The organism is Enemella evansiae (assembly GCF_002250705.1).
GTDB lineage: Bacteria > Actinomycetota > Actinomycetes > Propionibacteriales > Propionibacteriaceae > Enemella > Enemella evansiae.
In genome coordinates, this window is record NZ_NMVP01000016.1 from 25,842 (window position 1) to 45,224 (window position 19,383).

Annotated in this window: 20 protein-coding genes; 14 read left to right on the forward strand and 6 right to left on the reverse strand. The window is 70.6% G+C overall.

From position 1 onward, the window contains the following. Nucleotides 1-29 precede the first annotated feature (29 nt). Genes cobT through BI335_RS11260 form a run of 3 tightly spaced genes read left to right on the forward strand, consistent with a single transcriptional unit; the run spans nt 30 to nt 2,352 of the window. Nucleotides 30-1,061, forward strand: coding sequence for a nicotinate-nucleotide--dimethylbenzimidazole phosphoribosyltransferase (gene cobT, locus BI335_RS11250; protein WP_094431024.1), 1,032 nt, complete (start codon nt 30-32; stop codon nt 1,059-1,061). Then, the gene (locus BI335_RS11255) at nt 1,061-1,825 is read left to right on the forward strand and encodes an adenosylcobinamide-GDP ribazoletransferase (RefSeq protein WP_094431026.1); all 765 of its coding nucleotides are present in this window, start codon (nt 1,061-1,063) and stop codon (nt 1,823-1,825) included. Before cobT ends, BI335_RS11255 begins: the two co-directional genes overlap by 1 nt. Beyond that, nucleotides 1,822-2,352, forward strand: coding sequence for a bifunctional adenosylcobinamide kinase/adenosylcobinamide-phosphate guanylyltransferase (locus tag BI335_RS11260; protein WP_229119554.1), 531 nt, complete (start codon nt 1,822-1,824; stop codon nt 2,350-2,352). The genes BI335_RS11255 and BI335_RS11260 overlap by 4 nt, the downstream gene beginning before the upstream one ends. Here the strand turns inward: BI335_RS11260 and BI335_RS11265 are convergent. Next, nucleotides 2,349-3,023, reverse strand: a complete 675-nt coding sequence (locus BI335_RS11265; RefSeq protein WP_094431030.1) for a 4a-hydroxytetrahydrobiopterin dehydratase — start codon at nt 3,021-3,023, stop codon at nt 2,349-2,351. The two genes, BI335_RS11260 and BI335_RS11265, sit on opposite strands and share 4 nt — an antisense overlap. Nucleotides 3,024-3,095: 72 nt before the next feature. On the opposite strand from BI335_RS11265, the gene BI335_RS11270 reads away from it, so the two are divergent. From BI335_RS11270 to BI335_RS11295, 6 genes are all read left to right on the forward strand, one after another. After that, nucleotides 3,096-4,010 (forward strand): cobalamin biosynthesis protein, encoded by a 915-nt coding sequence (locus BI335_RS11270; protein WP_094431032.1) that lies wholly within the window; start codon nt 3,096-3,098, stop codon nt 4,008-4,010. Further along, the gene (locus BI335_RS11275) at nt 4,011-4,496 is read left to right on the forward strand and encodes a low molecular weight protein-tyrosine-phosphatase (protein WP_094431034.1); all 486 of its coding nucleotides are present in this window, start codon (nt 4,011-4,013) and stop codon (nt 4,494-4,496) included. It begins immediately after the preceding gene. A gap of 5 nt (nt 4,497-4,501) precedes the next feature. Continuing rightward, nucleotides 4,502-5,200 (forward strand): response regulator transcription factor, encoded by a 699-nt coding sequence (locus BI335_RS11280; RefSeq protein ID WP_094358980.1) that lies wholly within the window; start codon nt 4,502-4,504, stop codon nt 5,198-5,200. Continuing rightward, complete coding sequence (locus BI335_RS11285) at nt 5,197-6,618, forward strand: sensor histidine kinase (RefSeq protein ID WP_229117931.1); 1,422 nt, start codon at nt 5,197-5,199, stop codon at nt 6,616-6,618. Before BI335_RS11280 ends, BI335_RS11285 begins: the two co-directional genes overlap by 4 nt. 159 nt (nt 6,619-6,777) lie before the next feature. Continuing rightward, nucleotides 6,778-7,800, forward strand: a complete 1,023-nt coding sequence (locus tag BI335_RS11290) for a M28 family metallopeptidase (RefSeq protein WP_094431036.1) — start codon at nt 6,778-6,780, stop codon at nt 7,798-7,800. A gap of 387 nt (nt 7,801-8,187) precedes the next feature. Continuing rightward, a complete protein-coding gene (locus BI335_RS11295) occupies nt 8,188-9,816 on the forward strand; it encodes a hypothetical protein (protein ID WP_094431038.1) in 1,629 nt (542 codons plus the stop codon). Nucleotides 9,817-9,984: 168 nt separating this feature from the next. On the opposite strand, the gene BI335_RS11300 is transcribed toward BI335_RS11295, so the two are convergent. Both BI335_RS11300 and BI335_RS11305 read right to left on the reverse strand, forming a co-directional pair. Beyond that, on the reverse strand, nt 9,985-11,463 hold the full coding sequence (locus BI335_RS11300) for a CapA family protein (RefSeq protein ID WP_094431040.1): 1,479 nt from the start codon (nt 11,461-11,463) through the stop codon (nt 9,985-9,987). A 9-nt stretch (nt 11,464-11,472) separates the two neighbouring features. Next, the gene (locus tag BI335_RS11305; protein WP_208109214.1) at nt 11,473-12,390 is read right to left on the reverse strand and encodes a DNA-3-methyladenine glycosylase family protein; all 918 of its coding nucleotides are present in this window, start codon (nt 12,388-12,390) and stop codon (nt 11,473-11,475) included. A 97-nt stretch (nt 12,391-12,487) separates the two neighbouring features. Between BI335_RS11305 and BI335_RS11310 the strand changes: the two genes are divergently transcribed. Genes BI335_RS11310 through BI335_RS11320 form a run of 3 tightly spaced genes read left to right on the forward strand, consistent with a single transcriptional unit; the run spans nt 12,488 to nt 13,588 of the window. Next, nucleotides 12,488-12,709, forward strand: a complete 222-nt coding sequence (locus BI335_RS11310) for a hypothetical protein (RefSeq protein ID WP_094431042.1) — start codon at nt 12,488-12,490, stop codon at nt 12,707-12,709. A gap of 46 nt (nt 12,710-12,755) precedes the next feature. Continuing rightward, nucleotides 12,756-13,136 (forward strand): hypothetical protein, encoded by a 381-nt coding sequence (locus tag BI335_RS11315; protein ID WP_094402136.1) that lies wholly within the window; start codon nt 12,756-12,758, stop codon nt 13,134-13,136. Further along, on the forward strand, nt 13,133-13,588 hold the full coding sequence (locus tag BI335_RS11320; RefSeq protein WP_094431044.1) for a MarR family winged helix-turn-helix transcriptional regulator: 456 nt from the start codon (nt 13,133-13,135) through the stop codon (nt 13,586-13,588). The genes BI335_RS11315 and BI335_RS11320 overlap by 4 nt, the downstream gene beginning before the upstream one ends. 5 nt (nt 13,589-13,593) lie before the next feature. Here the strand turns inward: BI335_RS11320 and BI335_RS11325 are convergent, their stop codons facing one another. The 3 genes from BI335_RS11325 to BI335_RS21435 form a co-directional block, all read right to left on the reverse strand. Further along, on the reverse strand, nt 13,594-14,613 hold the full coding sequence (locus BI335_RS11325; RefSeq protein WP_094431046.1) for an LLM class flavin-dependent oxidoreductase: 1,020 nt from the start codon (nt 14,611-14,613) through the stop codon (nt 13,594-13,596). 29 nt (nt 14,614-14,642) lie between these two features. Further along, on the reverse strand, nt 14,643-15,398 hold the full coding sequence (locus tag BI335_RS11330) for an SDR family NAD(P)-dependent oxidoreductase (RefSeq protein WP_094431048.1): 756 nt from the start codon (nt 15,396-15,398) through the stop codon (nt 14,643-14,645). Nucleotides 15,399-15,480: 82 nt separating this feature from the next. After that, nucleotides 15,481-16,341, reverse strand: coding sequence for a DUF3152 domain-containing protein (locus BI335_RS21435; protein WP_094431050.1), 861 nt, complete (start codon nt 16,339-16,341; stop codon nt 15,481-15,483). Between the two features lie 137 nt (nt 16,342-16,478). On the opposite strand from BI335_RS21435, the gene BI335_RS11340 reads away from it, so the two are divergent. After that, nucleotides 16,479-17,693, forward strand: a complete 1,215-nt coding sequence (locus BI335_RS11340) for a YibE/F family protein (RefSeq protein WP_229119555.1) — start codon at nt 16,479-16,481, stop codon at nt 17,691-17,693. 47 nt (nt 17,694-17,740) lie between these two features. After that, on the forward strand, nt 17,741-19,383 hold a 1,643-nt coding region (locus BI335_RS11345), incomplete at its 3' end, for a proline dehydrogenase family protein (RefSeq protein ID WP_172421853.1).

The window sequence follows — 19,383 nt, forward strand, 5'->3', positions numbered from 1 at the left end:
GACCAGTCAGGCAGCGGAGGGAGCCGTCGATGGCCATCACGCCACCGGATGAGGCGGCCCGCCAGCGGGCGCGGGAGCGCAGCGACACCCTGGCCAAGCCGGTCGGTGCGCTCGGCCGGTTGGAGGAGCTCGGCGCCTGGCTCGCCGCCTGCCAGGGGGTGTGCCCGCCGCGACCGCCGGAGCGGGTCCGCGCGGTGATCCTGGCCGGTGATCACGGGGTGGCCGCGCGCGGGGTGTCGGCCTATCCGAGCGAGGTGACCGCGCTGATGGTGCGGGCCTTCGTCGCCGGCCGGGCCGCGATGAACGTGCTCGCCCGCCAGCACGGCGCCACGGTCCGGGTGCTGGACATCGCGGTGGACGCAGATTTGTCCGACCTCGGCGATGCCGTCACCCGGTTCAAGCTGCGCCGCTCCTGCGGATCGATCGACCGGGTCGATGCGATCACCCGCACCGAGGCCGAGCAGGCGGTCCGGGTCGGTCGGCAGATCGCCACCGAGGAGGTGGCCGCCGGCACCGATCTGTTGATCCTCGGCGACATGGGCATCGGCAACACCACCCCGGCCGCCGCGCTGATCGCGGCCGGTCTCGGGTTGACCGCGGAGCAGGTGGCCGGGATCGGGACCGGGCTCGACGAGGCCGGCCGGGCCCACAAGGCCGCGGTGATCGAGACGGCGCTGCGGCGGGTGGGTGAGCGCGCCGCCGATCCGCTGGAACGCCTTGCCGGATTGGGATCGGCGGATCTGGCGGTCGGCGCCGGCTTCTTGGCCGGCGCGGCCGAAGCCGGGGTACCGGTCTTGCTGGACGGGGTGATCGCGGTCGCCGAGGCGGTGCTCGCCGAGGATCTCGCACCGGGTGCGATGGCCTGGTTCGCGGCGGGACACCGCTCCACCGAGCCGGCCCAGGCGTACGCGCTGGACAAGCTCGGGCTGACACCGCTGCTCGATCTGGGGATGCGGCTCGGCGAGGGGTCGGGGGCGATGGCCGCGGTGCCGCTGCTGCGGTCCGCGGCGCTGCTGCTGGCTGAGATGGCGCTGCTCGGCGAACTGGGCGAGGGGTCCTGATGGCGGCCTTCGGCGACGGGTGGCGATGGGCGGTGGGTACGCTCACCGTGCTGCCGAGCGGGCGGTTCGAGACCGGTCCGGCCGCGGCCCGGGTGATGGTGGCCGTCGCGCCGCTGGCGGTGCTGCCGCTGGCGCTGGTCGCCGCGATCATCACCCAGGCAGGGAATCTGTGGGGATCCCCCGATCTGCTCACCGGGTTGCTGGTGATCGGCTGGCTGGCGCTGGCGACCCGGGCGATGCACGTCGACGGGTTGGCCGATGTGGCCGACGGATTCGGCGCCGGCTGGTCACCGGAGCGGGCCCGGGAGGTGCTGAAGCGCGGTGACATCGGCCCGATGGGGATCATCGCGCTGATCGTGCTGCTCGGCCTGCAGGTGGTCGCGATCGGTGCCCTGGCCGAGCAGCCGCACGGTTGGGCACTCGTCGGCGGGTCGGTGCTGCTGTCCCGTTGGGCGATCGCGATCTGTTGTCGGGCAGGGATTCCGGCGATGCCCGGGTCACAGTTGGGCCGGGCGCTGGCCGGTCAGGTACCGGGCTGGCTCGCCTGGTCCTGTGCGGCGGCGACGGTCGCCGGGGCGACGCTGCTGGCCTGGTGGGCCGGGCTGTCGCCCTGGCGCGGGGCGCAGGTGGGGTTGACAGCGGTGCTGGTGGCGAACTGGCTGGTGACCCGTGCCCGGCGGGTCTTCGGCGGCATCAACGGTGACGTGATGGGCGCGGCGATCGAGGTGTCGCTGACCACGCTGCTGATCGGTTGGGCGCTGTGAGGGTGCTGATCACCGGCGGCATCCGGTCCGGGAAGTCGCGGATGGCCGAGGAAACCCTGTCCGGGCAGGACAATGTGGTCTATCTGGCGCCCGGGCCGAAGGCGGATCCGGTCACCGACCCCGAGTGGGCGGAGCGGATCGCGCACCATCAGGAGCAGCGGCCGGCGCACTGGCGGACCATCGAGACCACCGAGGTCGCCGCGGCGCTGCCCACGCTGGACGGCCCGGTGCTGCTGGACTGCCTCGGCACCTGGCTGGCCGCCCAGTTGGGCGAGACCGGCGCCTGGGATTCCCTGTCCGGTTGGGAATCCGCGATCGCCGAGCGGATCGAGGCGTTGGCCGCCGCGTGGCGGGCGTACCCGCACCAGGCCGTCGCGGTGACCAACGAGGTCGGCTGGGGGCTGGTCTCCGACCACCGTTCCGGTCGCGTCTTCACCGACTGGCTGGGGCGTACCAATCAGGCGATCGGTGCGGCCAGCGACGAGGTCTGGCTGGTCGTCGCCGGCCGTACGCTGAAACTGACCTAGCCCTGCGAGTCGGCCGGCGACTGGAACGTGCAGACGCAGGCCTCGTTGCCCTCGGCATCGGCCAGCACCCACCAGGCGGGGGCGTACTGGTCGGTGACCAGTCGGCCGCCGGCATCCAGCACCGCCTGGACGCGCTGCTCGGCCTGATCGGCGGGCACGTCGACGTCGATGTGGATCCGGTTGCGCTGGTCGCGGCGCTCGTCGGTCGGCTGGAACCAGATCGAGGGACCGGACTTGTTCGGGTCGACGAGTTCGTCGTCGTCGACCTGGTCATAGCCGTAGACCGCCTGCCAGAACGGCAGGATCGCCGCGATGTCCTGGGCGTCGATCGCGATCTGGGTCTCGCTCAGCCCCGCCAGGTCGATCTGCCCGTCGGACACCTTGACCACCGGGACGATCGCCGCGGCCAGGTCGACATCGCGGCCGGAGATGCCGCCGACATCGTGCGAGCTGAGCGCCAGATGCACCTTGTTGTAGCGGATGTCGATCTCGGGATGGTGGTTCATCTCCTCGGCGAGCTCGCCCACCCGGTTCACGAACTCCAGCGACCGCCGAAAATCGGAGAACTTCGCCACCAGGTGCATCCGGCCGTGCACCAGTCGCCACTTCGGCATCGCCTCGACGGCCTGCTCGGCGGTGAGCTTCTCTTTCGGCCCGTATGGATTGGACATACCTCCACCGTAGGACCAGCAGCCCCTCACCGCCACCGGCCCCGCGGCGCCATCGCGCCCTACACTGACGCCGTGCCCCTCCCCGCGCTGCTGCTCGGCTGGCTCGCCGACGAGGCCCTCGGTGACCCGCGGCGCGGGCACCCGGTCGCCGGTTTCGGCCGCCTGGCGCGGCGGCTGGAGCGGCGCTGCTGGCGGGACACCCGGGCCGCCGGGGTGGCGTACGAAATCCTTCTGGTCGGCGGCACGATCGGCGCCGCGGTGTGGCTGGACCGGGTGACCCGGGCCACCGCGCTGCGGCTCCCGGTGCGGATCGCCGCGACCTGGCTGGTACTGGGCGGGCGCAGCCTGCGCCGGGAGGCGGCCGCCGTCGACGAACTGCTCGCCGCCGACGACCTGCCCGCGGCCCGGGAGCGGATCCGCAGCCTGGTCGGCCGCGACCCGAGCGCCCTCGGGCCCGACGAACTGGCCCGGGCCGCCATCGAATCGGTGGCCGAGAACACCGGGGACGCGGTCGTCGCTCCGCTGTTCTGGGGTGCGGTGGCCGGGCTGCCGGGCCTGCTCGGCTACCGCGCGATCAACACCCTGGACGCCATGGTCGGGCACCGATCGGACCGCTACCGCAGATTCGGCTGGGCGGCGGCCCGGGTCGACGACCTGGCGAACTGGCTGCCGGCGCGCTGCTGCGCCGAGCTGGCCGTGCTGCTGGCGCCGGTGGTCGGCGGGTCACCGGCCCGGGCGCTGCGCACCATCCGCCGGGACGCCCACCAGCACCCGAGCCCGAACGCCGGCCCGATCGAGGCGGCGTTCGCCGGTGTGTTGGGCGTCCGCCTGGGCGGGCGGAACAGCTATGCCGGCCAGGTCGAGGACCGCGGCCAGCTCGGCGACGGCCCGCCTCCGCGGCGTACCGACATCGCTCGGGCGAACCGGTTGGCGTTCGCGGTGGCCGCCGCTGCCGCGCTGCTGGCCGGGGCCACTAGGCTGAAATGAATGAGTAGTGATCCGATCCGAGTCGATTTCGTCTGCTGGGGCAACATCTGCCGCTCCCCGATGGCCGAGCGCGTCGCCGAGGCGTACGCCGAACGCGAGGGCATCACCGATGTCGAGTTCAGCAGTTCCGGGGTGAGCTCGGAGGAACTGGGCAATCCGATGGACCCGCGGGCCGCTCAGTGGCTGCGAGAGAACGGCTACCGGGCCGATGACCACACCGCCCACCAGGTGACCCGTGAAGAGATCGACGGCGCCGATCTGGTGGTGGCGATGGAGGATCTGCACGTCGATCGGATGCGGCGCCTGCGACCCGAGCATCCGGAGAAGCTGCGGTTGCTGACCGACTTCGACCCGGACGCCGAGCCCGGTTCCGGCGTACCCGATCCCTGGTATGGCGACGCGGACGGCTTCGGCGACACGCTCGCCAGCATCGAGGCGGCGATGCCGGGAGTCTTCGCAGAGATCGCGCGAATCCGGGCAGAATAGGCGCCATGCACATCCTCGTGGTTGACGACGATCAGGCCGTCCGAGATTCCCTGGCCCGTTCCCTGCAATACAGCGGCTACGAGGTGACAACCGCCAGCGACGGGGTGGAGGCCCTGGCCCGTCTCTCCGCGTCCCGCCCGGATGCGGTGATCATGGATGTGATGATGCCGCGGCTCGACGGCCTGGAGACCACCCGGATGCTGCGCTCCACCGGCAACGATGTGCCGATCCTGGTGCTCACCGCCCGCGACGCGGTCGGCGACCGGGTCGACGGGCTGGACGCCGGCGGCGACGACTACATGGCCAAGCCGTTCTCGCTGGAGGAACTGCTGGCCCGCTTGCGGGCCCTGGTCCGCCGCTCCGGTGGCGGCGGGGAGCCGGGTGAGTCGGAGGCCAACGAGACGCTGGTGTTCACCGACCTCAGCCTCAATCCGCAGACCCGCGAGGTCTCCCGCGCCGGTCGGCACATCAGCCTGACCCGGACCGAGTTCGCGCTGCTGCAGACCTTCATGGAGAATCCGCGCCGGGTGCTGGAACGCGGCTGGCTGCTGAACGAGGTGTGGGGATTCGACTTCCCGACCACCGCGAACTCGCTCGAGGTCTACATCGGCTATCTGCGCCGCAAGACCGAGGCCGAGGGTGAGCAGCGGCTGATCCACACCGTCCGCGGCGTGGGCTACGTGCTTCGAGAATCGGCGCCGTGATCAGACGGCTCCGCCGGTGGCTGCGCACTCCGTCACTGCAACGCCGGGTGGGCACGCTCACCGCGGTCGCGGTGTTCCTGGGTGTCGCACTCACCGGTATGGCCGGCTACATCACTGCCCGGGTCTCGCTCTACGACCAACTCGACCGGGAACTCACCTCGATGGCGCAGGTGACCGCCGAGTCCATCGCCGGCAGCGACCTGCAGACGCTGGGCGGGATGGATGCCGAGTCGCTGCGCTCGCTGAATGTGACGCTGGTGCTGCTGAAATCCGATGGCACCACGATCCGGGTCCCCGGTGAGCGGGTCAGCCTCGAGCTCGACTCGACCGAACTGGCGCTGGCCCGGTTGCAGCAGGGTTCCTCGACCCGGACCGGCACCACGACCGACGGCATGGTGTATCGGATCGCGGCGGTGCCGTTGCCGCAGGCCGGCGGCCGGTACGCGCTGGTGCTCGGCCGGCCGCTCGGGCCGACGCTGGCGATCCTGGACAGCCTGCGGATCGTGCTGATCGTGGTGGGTTCGATCGGGGTGCTGCTGGCGACCCTGGTCGGTTCGCTGGTCGCGCGGAGTTCGGTACGCCCGGTGGGCCAGTTGTCGGCGGCGGTCGCGCGGGTCACCCAGACCGATGTGCTGGATCCGATCGCGGTGCACGGCAACGACGAGCTGTCCGAGCTGACCCGGCAGTTCAACACGATGCTCTATTCGCTGGCATCGTCCAGGGCGCGGCAGAACCGGTTGATCGCCGATGCCGGGCATGAGTTGCGGACGCCGTTGACCTCGCTGCGGACCAATATCGAGCTGCTGGTCGCCGACGAGAAGAACCACATGCTGCCCGAGGGCGCGCGTCGGGAGATCCTCTCCGACATCGCCGCCCAGCTGGCCGAGTTCACCTCGCTGATCGGTGACCTGGTGCAGCTCTCCCGCGGTGACCAGGTGCGGCCGGCCCGCGAACCGGTGGATCTGCGCGATGTGGTCAATGCGGCCCTGCAGCGGGTACGCCGCCGCGGTCCGGGGTTGTATTTCGATGTCGAGTTGAACCCGCTCTATCTGATCGGCGAGCCGGACACCCTGGAGCGCGCGATCACCAACCTGCTGGACAATGCGGTGAAATTCTCTCCACCCGGTGGCACCATCCACGTGCTGCTGGAAGGCGACCAGCTGCGGATCTCCGACCAGGGCCCCGGTATCGCCGATGAGGACCTGCCGCACATCTTCGACCGCTTCTATCGCTCCGACCGTGCCCGGAACACCCCGGGCACGGGTCTGGGTCTGTCGATCGTGGCGCAGACCGTTGCCCGGCACGGCGGCTGGGTGCGGGCCTCCCGCTCCGCCGAGGGCGGTGCCGAGTTCACCGTCCGGCTCCCCGGGCGTACCACCCGGGAAGAACTGCTCGCCGACGCCGATCTGGTGAGCTGACGTTCATCGAGTAGCTGGCCCGGCGCAGCGCAGCGGAGCCGGGCCAGTGTGTCGAAGCCAACGTTCATCGAGTAGCTGGCCCGGCGCAGCGCAGCGGAGCCGGGGCAGCGTGTCGAGATGAACGCACTCCTCCCTTGGCCGCCTTCCTACCCTTGGTGCATGAGGGCGGATCGGAACCGGCAGACGGTACGCCGCAGCGCGGCCGGACTGGCCGTGGCCGCGGTGATCGCCACCTCTGCCTGCACCGCAAGCGATTCCGGCCAACCGGTACCGAGCCCGGCGGTCGGTACGACGGCGTCCCCGGCGCCCAGTGTGACGCCAACGCCGAGCCCTGCACCGACGCCGACACCCAGCGCGATACCGTCACCGGTGCCGGCGGTCTTCGAGACCGAGCGTGCGATCGCCGATGTCCGGACCCTGGCTGGCGACATCGGGCCGCGGCTGGCCACCGGCCCGGAGTTCGACCGGGCCGCGGGTCTGGTCGCGGAACGCTTCGCGGGGTTGGGATTCCGGGTGGCGCGACAGGAGTTCGAGGTACCGGCCGGGGACTCCTGGGGTACGCCGGTGGCGGCGGGGAGCTCGGCGAACGTGATCGCCGAACCGTTCGGCTTCGACCCGGCCCGTCCCTATCGGATCGTCGGCGCACACCTGGACACGATCGCGGTGGCACCGGGCGCGGAGGACAACGCCTCCGGAGTGGCGGTCATGCTCGAGCTGGCCCGAATGGCTGCCCAGGAACAGAATCAGCAGGTCCGCTTCATCGCCTTCGGCGCCGAGGAACCCCGCGCGCAAGGGGATGCGAACCATCACTACGGGTCCCGGTTCTATGTCGACGAGCTGGCCCGACAGCCCGGTGAGCTGGCCGGGATGATCTCCCTGGACCGGGTCGGCGTCCGCTCCGATCGGGTGCCGATCAGCAACGGTGGACCGCGGGGATTGCCGGTACGCAACGATCTCCGTGCTGCCGCGGATCGGGTGGGGGTACCGGTGCAGCCCACCGACAACAACCGCGCCAGCGACCACTGGTCCTTCGAGAAGGCCGGGCTGCCGGCCGCGCGGATCGGCAGCGTTCCCTACGCCGGTTACCATTCCCGCCGCGACACCCCCGACGTCATCGACCCCCGCCAACTCGAACGCGTCGGCCAGCTCGCCTGGGCATGGCTGAGCTCCCCCACCGGTTGACATCCATCGAGCAGGTCGCCCAGCGACCGCTACCCACGTTCATCGAGTAGGTCGCGCAGCGACCGTGTCGAGATGAACCAGTACGCCCCTTGCGCCGGTTGAGCGAGGAGCGCAGCGACGAGTCGAAACCAAGCCCCCACGTTCATCGAGTAGGTCGCGCAGCGACCGTGTCGAGATGAAGCGGCACGCCCCTGCGCCGGCTGAGCGACCGAGGAAGGAGGGAGTCGAAGCCAAGCCCCCACGTCCATCGAGTAGTCGGCCATGCGCAGCGAAGCGGAGCAATGGCCGACGTGTCGAGATGAATCCAGAAACTTTCCTCAAACCCCTTGAGTTATTCGAACACCATGACTATTGTTTGACCTAGCAGATGAGAGGAGGTGACCAAAGATGACCACCAACCCACGAGCCGAAGTCTTCGCAGCGATCCGCGCCGAAAGCGACACCATCGCCCAGACCGAAGCCCGCCGCCTGGTCGCGATCGCCGCCGCCTGCGACACCTACTCCGGACTGAACACCCACACCGACGAGTTGACCGCCCACGTCCTGCACGGTGAACAACTCGTGTTCCCCGGTGCGGACGGTACGCCCGGCATCACCGAGTTCTTCCACCTCGAGTTGGCCATGTCGCTGGGCTGCTCACCGGAGACCGCGCAGGTGTGGACCGCCGACGTGTTGAATCTGCGCCATCGGCATCCGATCCTGTGGCAGGCCACCTTGGACTGCGACATCCCCGTCTGGGTCGCCCGGGACGTCTCCCGGGCCGCGTTGCAGCTGTCCTTCACCCAGGCCCGCGAGTTCGACTCCCTCTGGTCACTCCGGCTGATCAACCTCACGCCCAAGCGCGCGGTAGCGACGACCGAGGCCCAGGTCGCGTTGATCCTCAACGAGGACAAGGAAGCCGAACGCCAGGCCGCCAAGAAACAGCGTCGTGTGGAGTTCACCCCCAGCCGGACCATCGCTGGCATCACCGACCTCTACGCCAACCTCGACGCCGGTGACGCCGCCCAGTTGAACGGCACCTTGGATCGGCTGGCGGATGTGCTCAAGGCCGGTGGCTCCACCGCCAGTCGTGATGAGCTGCGTGCCGAAGCCCTGGGGCACCTCGCGCATCCCGATCGGGCCCGGCAACTCCTGCAACCCTCCCTGTTCGACGGCGCCACCGTCACCCCCACCGGCGAGGTGATCAACCGCGATGGCGAGATCGTCACGCCCACCGGCGAGCGGTGCCGGCACGGTGCGGAGTTGATCCTGCACGTCCACCAGAAGGACCTCGCCAACCGCCGCGGCGGTGAAGGCGAAGCGCTCGGACCGGTCACCCTGCAACACCTGAAGGAGCTGCTCGCCCGGTGCACCGGGACCGTGAAGGTGCGGCCGGTAATCGACCTGGCCGCGCCGGTGATGGTCAACACCTACCGACCCAGCGACGAACTCGCGCAGCGGGTGAAGCTGCGGGACCGGTATGTGATGTTCCCCCGATCGAATCGCAGTGCGTTCGGCCGCGGGATCGATCTGGACCACACGATCCCCGCCCCGGAGGGGCCGACCAGTTCGGGCAACCTGGGGCCGTTGAACCGGTCAGCCCACCGCGCCAGAACCCACGCCGGATTCACCCTCGAGCAACCCTCACCCGGGGTGTTCCACTGGAAAACCCCGGCCGGGCAGGAGGCCTGGGTCAACCGCCACGGGACCTGGGACCATCCACCACCCGATCACCTGATCAACGATCCCGCCGCCTCGCTCTCCCGGACCGAACAACTCCTCCGCGACACCCTCGGCAACGGGCGAACCCAGTTGGAGAAGGAACGGGCCGAAGCCGAACAAGCAGCCGACGAAGCCCGCGAACGCGAGCGACTCCGCCGCGCCCGCAAGAAGCAACGCCTCCGCGACCTACGCCAAGCTGCCCGCGACCAGGCCGAACAGCGATCCGCATCGGAGCAGTACGCGAAGCAGGCGGAGCGACCGAAGAAACCGGCTCCGCCGGAGTCCCAACCTGCCCTGATTCCCAACCAGGACTAGGCTTCCGCACGCTCATCGAGCAGCGCGGCATGCGCAGCGAAGCGGCGCAATGCCGAGCGTGTCGAGATGAGCAACCACGCCTCGCACCTCTCGACACGGTCGCTGCGCGACCTACTCGAGGAACGTGAAAGGGACGCTCGCTGCGCGAGCTACTCGAGGAACGTGGCGTCACTGTGTCGGACGGGCGTACGGACCAGTGCTGGTACCGGTGATGTCGCCGAGAATGTCTTCCCGGGCAGTGTTTCCGGCGAGCCGCGGGGCGAAGTCATCTCCGATCTCGTAGGCGACCGGGTCGACCGCCACCACCCGACCGTCCCAGATCGTCAGCTCCACGAACACACCCTGACGTACCTGCGCCGACTGATTCATGTCGAAGACGAAATTGCCCAGCGAGTTCACCACGGTGACATCACCGACCCGGTCCCAGCCCTGCACCCAGTGCGGATGGCTGCCGATCACCGCATCGGCCCCGGCATCGACGAACGCCTGCGCGGTATCGCGCTGGGACGCCTCCGGCCGATGGGTGTACTGCGTACCCCAGTGCGGCATCACGATCACCACATCCGCCTGCTGCGACACCTCCTCGATCACCCGGGTGGTGGCCTCCCGCTGGGCGAGGTTGAGCGGCCCGGTCCGCGGCGGCATCGACAACCGGTTCACCCCCGGTGAGTTCTCCCCGGCGGCCACACCCTCGATGGATTCCGTGCCCACAAAGGCGATCCGCTGTCCGTTCACCTCCAGGATCCGCGGCGCCCGCGCCTCGGCAACATTCCGGCCGGCGCCGAACCGCGCGATGCCGGCTTCATCGAACAGGTCGAAGGTCTGCAGCAGCGCCCGCTCCCCGAAATCACCGACATGGTTGTTGGCCAGGCTGACCGCATCGAAGCCGGCGGACCGCAGCCCCGGCAGTGCCACCTCGGGATCGGCGCTGAAGGAATCCCCACCCTGGAAGGGCGGGCCGTCGTCGGACAGCGACGCCTCGAAGGTGCCGACCGTCAGATCGGCGGCCGCCAACCGGTCGGCCAGGGGCCGGAACACCGCGGCCGGATCGTTGCCGCGGGCGAGCCGCTGACCCACCCGGCGACCGAGCATCACATCGCCGACGATCGTCACCCGCGCCACGGATTCGGGCGGGCGCCCCGCGGTGCGCAGCGGATATGCCACCGGGTCGGCGAGCGGGTGGCGGCCACCGACGGTCAGCACCCGCACGCTCGGATCGACCGCATCGGCCGGTACCACCGCAAGCACATCGGGGCGCTGCCGGACACGCTCCAGGGCCGCACCGGGATCGGCGTACGACTCCGCGCCGGGCACCAGCGGCAGTGAGGTGACCACCGTCAGCGGGCCGGCCGGCAGTCCCAGATCCGCCCAGTCGTCGGCGCCCTGGTCGAGCACGGCGCGGGCGGCCTGCTCGCTCACCTCCAGCATCGGATTGCTCGCATGCACCACCAGCGCAAGCGGCGTCTGCGGCTCGGGACTGGGTTCGGGGGTCGGTTCCGGAGCGGGCGCGGCGGCGCTCGGGGTGGGCGGAACGGGAGCCGGAGCGGGCTGCGGCGCCGCCGGGGCGCAGCCGGCCAGCAGCAGCCCGACCAGCGCGGCACTCACCCCGCCGATGCCGCGACGAGCCCGATCCGCCCGATGCTTCATGCAGTGAATTTATGCGCGGCCACCAACATGGGTCGGCAGCGACCGGCGCGGCCCATGCCGTTCCGGGCGAGGCCCAACCAGCTCGATGAGCTGCTGCACCCGGTACCGGTGCCCGCGATAGGGCTCCAGCACCTCCTCGGCGGCGTCGTTGTCGAGCACCTCCCCGGTCAGCGCCAGGGTGATCATCCCCGGCACGTGATAGTCACCGGTGCTCCACGCGTCCGGGTCGCCGTGGGCGCGCTGTCGGACCTCCGCCGAGGTCCAGGCGCCGATCCCCGGCAGCGAGCAGAGCGCGGCGTGCGCGTCGGCGCTCGGGCGGGTGAGCGTACGCTCCAGGGCGGCGGCTCGGCGGACCGCTCCAACCGCCGCGCGGCTGCGTTTCTGCTCCACCCCGGCCCGCAGCCACTCCCAACTCGGGACCCGCGCCCATTGCTCGGCGGTCGGCGGGCAGACCATCCCGTACGCCCCAGCGCCCACCTGCTGCGCGGGCCCGGGGGCCGGGGTACCGAAGCGCCGCACCAGCAGCCGCTGCGCTCGGAACGCCTCGGCACCGGTCACCTTCTGCTCGATCACCGCCGGGACCATGGCCTCCACGACCAGCCCGGTACGCCCCACCCGCAGCCCGGGATGGCGTCGCCGGGCCTCGACCAGCAACGAATGCGCGACGTGAAAGCCGGCCGGATCGTCCCCGTCGCCGAGCAATTCGGGGAGCTGCTCGAGCGCCCACACCGCCCCCGCACCCCAGGCGTACCCCCGCACCCGGTCGGTGCAGCGGATCGCCAGCAGCGCCGGGCCCTCGGGCGTACTGCTGGCCCGCCACCAGCAACCGTCGACGAAGCGGTGCGTCGGATCACCGGACCCGCGCCGCAGCCGACCCAGATACGGCGCCAACGGCCGCGCGGGCAGACTGCGGGTCAACTCGGGCACGGGGTCAGCGTAGTTCCGGGACCTGACCGGCAGACATAGGCTGAGCGAAGGCGACGGCGCGGGGCGTACCCACCGGTTGCGGCGAGAGGGGTCGGCCGTGTTCGAGTTCACCGTCGGCGAGGGTGTCACCTGGCGGATCGAGCCCATGGGCGATCACACATCGCGGATCAGTGCCCGGGTGTGGGCCACGTTTCCCGCCGGACTGCTGGGGCGGGCGGTCGAGTGGATCTTCGTGCACCTGCTCAACGGGATCGAGCGGGATCGCGAGCATGCGCGGGTGGAACTTCGCCACCTGAAGCGGATCATCGAACCCCGCTGAGTTGACCCGATCACCGAATCTATGCGTTTCGCATATACTTCTGCCCATGACTGTCGACCTCGAACAGGCCATCAACGAATGGCACGAGAGCGTGAACGCCGGTGACCTGAAGCGGTCCGCGCGGGCGGTGGGCGACCCGGTCGTGGTGTTCGGCCCCAAGGGCGCCGGCCCGATCACGCCCGAACAGTTCGCTGACTGGGTGCAGCGCTCCGGCATCCGGTTGACCCCGCGCTCCTGGCATCCGATCAGCGAAAAGCTGGTGGTGGTGGAGCAGGACGCGAGCTGGCCCGAGAACGCCAAGCCCACCCGGGTGGCAACTCTGTTCCGCGCCAAGGACGGCCGGGTCACCGCCGCGCTGCGGCTGCCCGACCTCCGCCAGGCGCTCGAGCTGGCGTACCTCGTCCGCGAACTCGCCGCCACCGAATGACCGCCCGCAACCAGCAGCCGGAACCGGGCCCGGGCGAGTTGCTGTTCACCTTCGTCCGGCACTGGTCCCGCCGCGCCGCGGCCGGTGACCCGCGGGCCGCCGACCAGGGCCGGTTGGTCCAGGTCACCGAGGCCGTGCACGCGCTCACCGGACGCGGCGATCCCGCCACCGTGAATGCCGTCGCCGATGACCTCGGCATTGATCAGAGCGGCGCGTCCCGGTTGCTCCGCAACGCCGCCGATGCCGGTTACCTCACCCTGGCCAGCACACCGGCCGACGGCCGGCAACGAAAGGCCACCCTCACCACGACCGGCCGGGTCATGCTGCGCAACGCACACCGCTGGCAGGAGCAGGTATTCGACGAACTGACCACCGGCTGGAGCCAGCGCCGGCGCGATGAGTTCCGGCGGGCGATGGCCGATCTGATCACCGCGGATCGACGCCGCGGCTGACCCCCTCAGCCGAGCAGCTTCTTCACCATCGGTACGACCTCATCCCCGTACCGCTGGATGGATTCGAGCTGGTACTCGTGCCGCACCGGCTGGTCGAACTTCAGGTCGAAGCGATCCACGCGCAGCGTCCGCACCGTGTCGGCGATCTTCTGGGCAACGGTGTTCGGGGAGCCGACGTAGAGCGAGCCGTTCTCGATCTCGTCCTCGAAATCGCCGGGTTCCGGCGGTGGCCAGCCGCGCTCGCGGCCCATCCGCTCGCGCATCGCGAACCAGCCGTCGCGGACCAGGTCCCGGGCCCGTTGGTCGCTCTCGGCGACCAGGCCCGGCGAATGCACCGCGAGCCTGGCGCGGGGTACGCCGAGCTGGTCCTGGGCGCGTTCGAACAGGTCGACGTAGGGCGCGAAGCGCCCGGGCGGGCCGCCGATGATCGCCAGGAAGAGCCCGAACCCGTACCGCGCGGTGCGGACCACCGACTCGGGGCTGCCGCCGACCCCGACCCAGGCCGGGATGCCGTTCTCGGTGGTCGGGAAAACCCGCTGGTCGGTGAGCGGCGCGCGGGTGTTGCCGCGCCAGCTGACCGGTTCCTCGGTGAGCAGCGCGGCCAGCAGTTCGAGTTTCTCCTCGAAGAGCTCCTCGTAGTCGTTGAGGTCGTAGCCGAACAGCGGGAAGGATTCGATGAACGAGCCCCGGCCGGCGACGATCTCGGCGCGCCCGTTGGAGACCGCGTCCAGGGTCGCGAACCGCTCGAACACGCGGACCGGGTCGTCGGAGCTGAGCACCGTGACGGTCGAGCCGAGCCGGATGTGTTCGGTCTGCCCGGCGATCGCGGCGAGCACCATCTCCGGGCTGGAGACCGCGAAGTCCGGCCGGTGGTGCTCCCCGATGCCGAAGAAGTCCAACCCGGCCCGATCGGCGACCACCGCATCGGCAACCAGGTCCCGGATCACCTGTGGGTGTGGCAGAAACTCGCCCTGCTCGTCACGGGTCAATCCGCCGAAGGTGTCCAGGCCGAACTCGATATCCATGCCGGGAAGCGTACGCGTCAGTGGGCGGGTCAGGCGCTCGGCGGGCGCAGCCGCAGGCCCTGCATGCCGCCGTCGACGGCGAGCGCGACGCCGATGGTGGAGCCGCTGGAGGGCGAGGCGAGATAGCAGATCGCCCCGGCCACCTCCTCCGGTTCGACCAGTCGCAGGTGCGGCTGGCGCAGGTTGAGCTGGCGCAGCTCCTCGTCCGGATCGGCCGCTTTCGCAAGCAGGTTGGAGATCCACGGCGTGTGCGCGGTACCCGGGCAGACGGCGTTCACCCGGATGCCCTCCCGGGCATGGTCGGCGGCCATCGCCAGCGTCATCGAATAGATCGCGCCCTTGGAGGCGGAATAGAGCACCCGCTCGGGCAGTCCTGCGGTGGCGGCGATCGAGGCGACATTGACGATCGCGGCATGCTCGGACTCGCGCAGCGCGGGCAGCGCGGCAGCGGCCACCCGGGCCATGCCGCGGACGTTGATGTTGAGCACCCGCTGCCATTCGGCGTCGTCGTTGGCGGCGACGTCACCCTGGGCGCCGATGCCGGCGTTGTTGACCACGACGTCCAACCCGCCGAGCTGCCCGACCGCCTCACCGACGGCGCGGTTGACGTCGTCGGTGTCACCGACGTCGCAGCGGATCTGGATCGCGCCCTCGGGCGCACCGTCGGGGTCGAGGTCGAGCACCGCGACCCGCGCACCGCGGCGCATCAGCTCGCTGGCGGTGGCGCCGCCGATGCCCTGGGCGCCGCCGGTGACCAGCGCCCGGATTCCGTCGAACTCGCTCATCGTGGGTTCCCTCCGCTGGAGTCTTGGACGCGGACAGTTAACGGCAGCGGGATGACCGGGTCAACCACGCGTGCGGCAGCGGTCACGGCGTACGCCCGGACAGCGGCCACGAGTTGGCCTGGCAGCCGAGCAACCCCTTGGTCTGCTGCATCATCACCGGCGCCACCGCGCCGCGACGGGGGCACTGGGCGTGCGAATGGCCGAGGAAGTGGCCCACCTCGTGGTTCACCAGATACTTGCGGTAACCGGCGACGTCACCGTGGTAGTCGGGCACCGCCTCGACCCAGCGGACCGCGTTCAGATTGACCGAGTTGCCCTGCTGGCAGGACACCTCGCCGAGGGTCCGCAGCGGCAGGCAGCGGGCATCGGTGGTGCCGGGGGTGAGCACCTTCACGGTCAGCTCGGCCGCCTCGGTACCGACGAAGTCGAACTGCGCCTCCCCGCGGGCGGTCCAGCTGCGGCCGTCCTGCAGCACGTCCGCGGCCTCCCGGGCCACCGCCTCGGGATCAAGCGGCAGGTCACGCTCCACCTGGACCCGGACCTTGACCGTCCGACCCTGCTGCCCGGGCGGGGCCGGCCGCGCGAACGCGGCGGTGCGCAGCTCACCGGAACCGCGGGCCGGCACCTGCACCTCCGGCCGCGGCGCGGGCGCAGCGGGTGCGGGAGCGGGCGCGGGGGCAGGGCCGGGTGCGCCGGAGGCCGGGGGCGCCGGGGCAGCCGGGGCGTCCGAACCCTCGGCCTCGGGGGCCGCCTGCGGCGTACTCGAACCGGTCGGCGCGGTGTTGAAGGCGCCACCCCAGACCAGCAGCCAGAGGGTGATCCCGGTCGCGATGACCCCCGCCAGCAGCGGCTTCCAGCGCTGTCTGGGCGGCGGTGGCGGCGGCGTTCGACGGCCTCGCTTTGCGACCCGGGGGGTATCTTGCGCAGAATCAGGTGTACGCATGCCCACCGCCGGAGCCGACCACCGAACCACGCATCGATGAACAAGACTAGGTCATAAACGTGTCCCACATTCACAGCAGCACGCCCGCGTCGCGATCCCCGGAGGACCTGGCGCGGCGGCGTCGCGCCCTCCGGTTGATGATCATCGCGCTGATCCCGATCGCGGTCTGGACCCTCGGCGCGCTGATCGTGATGTGGCCGACCAACGTCCAGCAGAGCATCACCCCCGGCATCTCCACCTACTCGGTCCCGGGGGCGACCATCGAGACCGGCCGGATCACCGAGATCGCCGAGATCAACTGCGAGGGGCAGACCGGGTCGGCGGCGAACGCCCCGAACCAGACCTGTGGCCGGGCCAAGGTCGAGCTGACCAGCGGCCCGGAGCAGGGTCAGACGATCGACGAGGTCACCATGAAGGCCTCCGACTACAGCTCCGGGGTGAAGGTCGGCCAGTCGGTCCGGCTCTGGCGGATCCCGGCCGAGGGCGTACCGCCGCAGTACCAGTTCAACGGCTTCGAGCGGAGTACGCCGATGCTGGTCTTCACCGCCCTGTTCGCGCTGGCGGTGATCGCGGTCGCCCGGCTGCGGGGCCTGCTGGCCCTGGTCGGTCTGGCCTTCGCCGCCTTCATCATGGTGAAGTTCATGTTCCCCGCCCTGGTCGCCGGCTCGAACCCGACACTGGTCGGACTGGTCGGCGGATCGGCGATCATGTTCGTGGTGCTCTACACCGCACACGGGTTCAGTGCCCGCACCACCACCGCCCTGCTGGGCACGCTGTTCGGCCTGTTCGCCGCCGCCGGATTGGGCTGGATAGCCACCACTTGGGCGCACTTCACCGGTGTGACCAGCGAGGACGACTTCATCCTGTCGGCGTCCGCGCCGAACCTGAAGCTCACCTCGGTGGTGATCTGCGGCATCATCATCGCCGGACTCGGCGTCCTCAACGACGTCACCATCACCCAGGCCTCCGCGGTCTGGGAGCTGGCCGAAACCGATCCCGACGGCACCCGGCTGTTCCGCCGCGCGATGCGGATCGGGCGCGACCACATCGCCTCCACCGTCTACACGATCGCCTTCGCCACCGCCGGCGCCACCCTCGGCACCTTGCTGCTGCTGAGCATCTTCCAGCGGCCGCTCTACGAGGTGATCCAGGACGAGCAGTTCGCCCAGGAGATCATCCGCACCCTGGTCGGCTCCATCGCCCTGGTCCTGGCGGTGCCCCTGACCACCGCCATCGGGGTGGCCGTGGTGAGCGCCTCGAAGAAGTCCCGCGGTGAGATCTCGCTCGCCACCGACGGGCCGACCGCCGGCCCCGGTGACGAACTGATCGACCGGGACCGCTACTCCAGCTGAACCGGAGTGGTTAGGGGTTCCCCGGGCGGCGGCGTTACCCTCCGCATATGTCCACTGATGCCCCCTACACCGACCTCATCGATGACGCCGTGGCGCTGGCCCAGCAGTGGTCCGCGGCCACGGTCGCGGGCCAGACGCGCGCCGAGAAACGGACCTCCGGTCAGCTCGCGTCGCTGCTGAAGGATCGGCGCGGTCTGGACCTGGCGGTGCGCTTCGTGGACCGCGTCGCCCGGCCCGATGATCTGCGGGTGGCGGCCAACGAGCTGCGCCGGATCGGGCGCGGTGCGACCTTCCTGTCACCGGTCGACCGGGGGCTGCTGCGGGCCGGGGCGTACGCCGCCCCGCTGGCTCCCGCACTGGTCGTCCCGCTGGCCCGGACCCGGCTGCGGCAGCTGGTCGGGCACCTGGTCGTGGACGCCACCGATCCGGGGCTGGGCAAGCATCTGGCCCGCGCCCGCGCCGAGGGTTTCCGGCTGAACATCAACCTGCTCGGCGAGGCGGTGCTCGGTGAACAGGAGGCGGAGTCCCGGGCCCGGCGCACCGCCGAGCTGCTGGCCCGCGACGACATCGACTATGTCTCGATCAAGGTGTCCTCGCTGATCAGCCAGATCTCCACCTGGGACGACGAGGGTTCGGTCGAACGCTGCGTCGAGCGGCTGCGGCCGATCTACCGGATCGCGCTGGGGAGCTCACCGCACTCGTTCGTCAACCTCGACATGGAGGAGTACCGGGACCTGGCGCTGACCACCGAGGTGTTCAAGACGCTGCTGTCGGAGCCGGAGTTCATGGGCCTGGAAGCGGGCATCGTGCTGCAGGCCTATCTGCCGGATTCCCTGCCGGTGCTGGAAGATCTGATCGAGTTCGCCCGGCAGCGGGTGGCCGCGGGGGGTGCCGGGATCAAGGTACGCCTGGTCAAGGGTGCGAATCTGGCGATGGAGCAGGTGGAGGCCCGGCTGCACGGCTGGAACCAGGCACCGTACCCGGACAAGGCCGAGGTGGACGCCAACTATCTGCGCTGCGTGGAGCGGGTGCTGCGGCCCGAACTCGCCGGCACGATCCGCGTCGGGGTGGCCTCGCACAATCTCTACGACGTCGCCGCCGCCCATCTGCTGGCCGAGTCCCGCGGGGTCACCGATGCGATGGATGTCGAGATGTTGCAGGGCATGGCGCCCAGCCAGGCCCGGGCGGTCCGCGACACCGTCGGCACCGTGATCCTCTACACCCCGGTGGTCGCGCCGCAGGACTTCGATGTCGCGGTGTCCTATCTGGTCCGCCGACTGGAGGAGAACGCGGCCCCGCAGAACTTCCTGCACTCCTTCTTCTCCGCCGACGGGTTGCGCCCCGGTGACAACCAGGAGCAGCGTTTCCGCGAGTCGGTGGCCGCGATCGGCGAGGGCACCGTCGGCCCGCGCCGGTACGCCGGGGCGGCGCGGATCGGCGACCACTTCGACAACACTCCCGATTCCGATCCGGCACTGCCGGAGGTCCGCGCCTGGGCCGAGGAGCACGTCGAGGACCCGGAGCAGACCGAGGCCGAGCGGGAGCGCCGGCTGGCGACGCTGCCCGGTGCCGCGCTGCGGGAACAGGGCCTGCTGTCCAGCACCGAACAGGTCGATGCCGCGATCGCCACCGCCGTCGGCGCGGCGGCCGCTTGGGCGGCGCGGCCGGCCGCCGAACGGGCCGAGGTGCT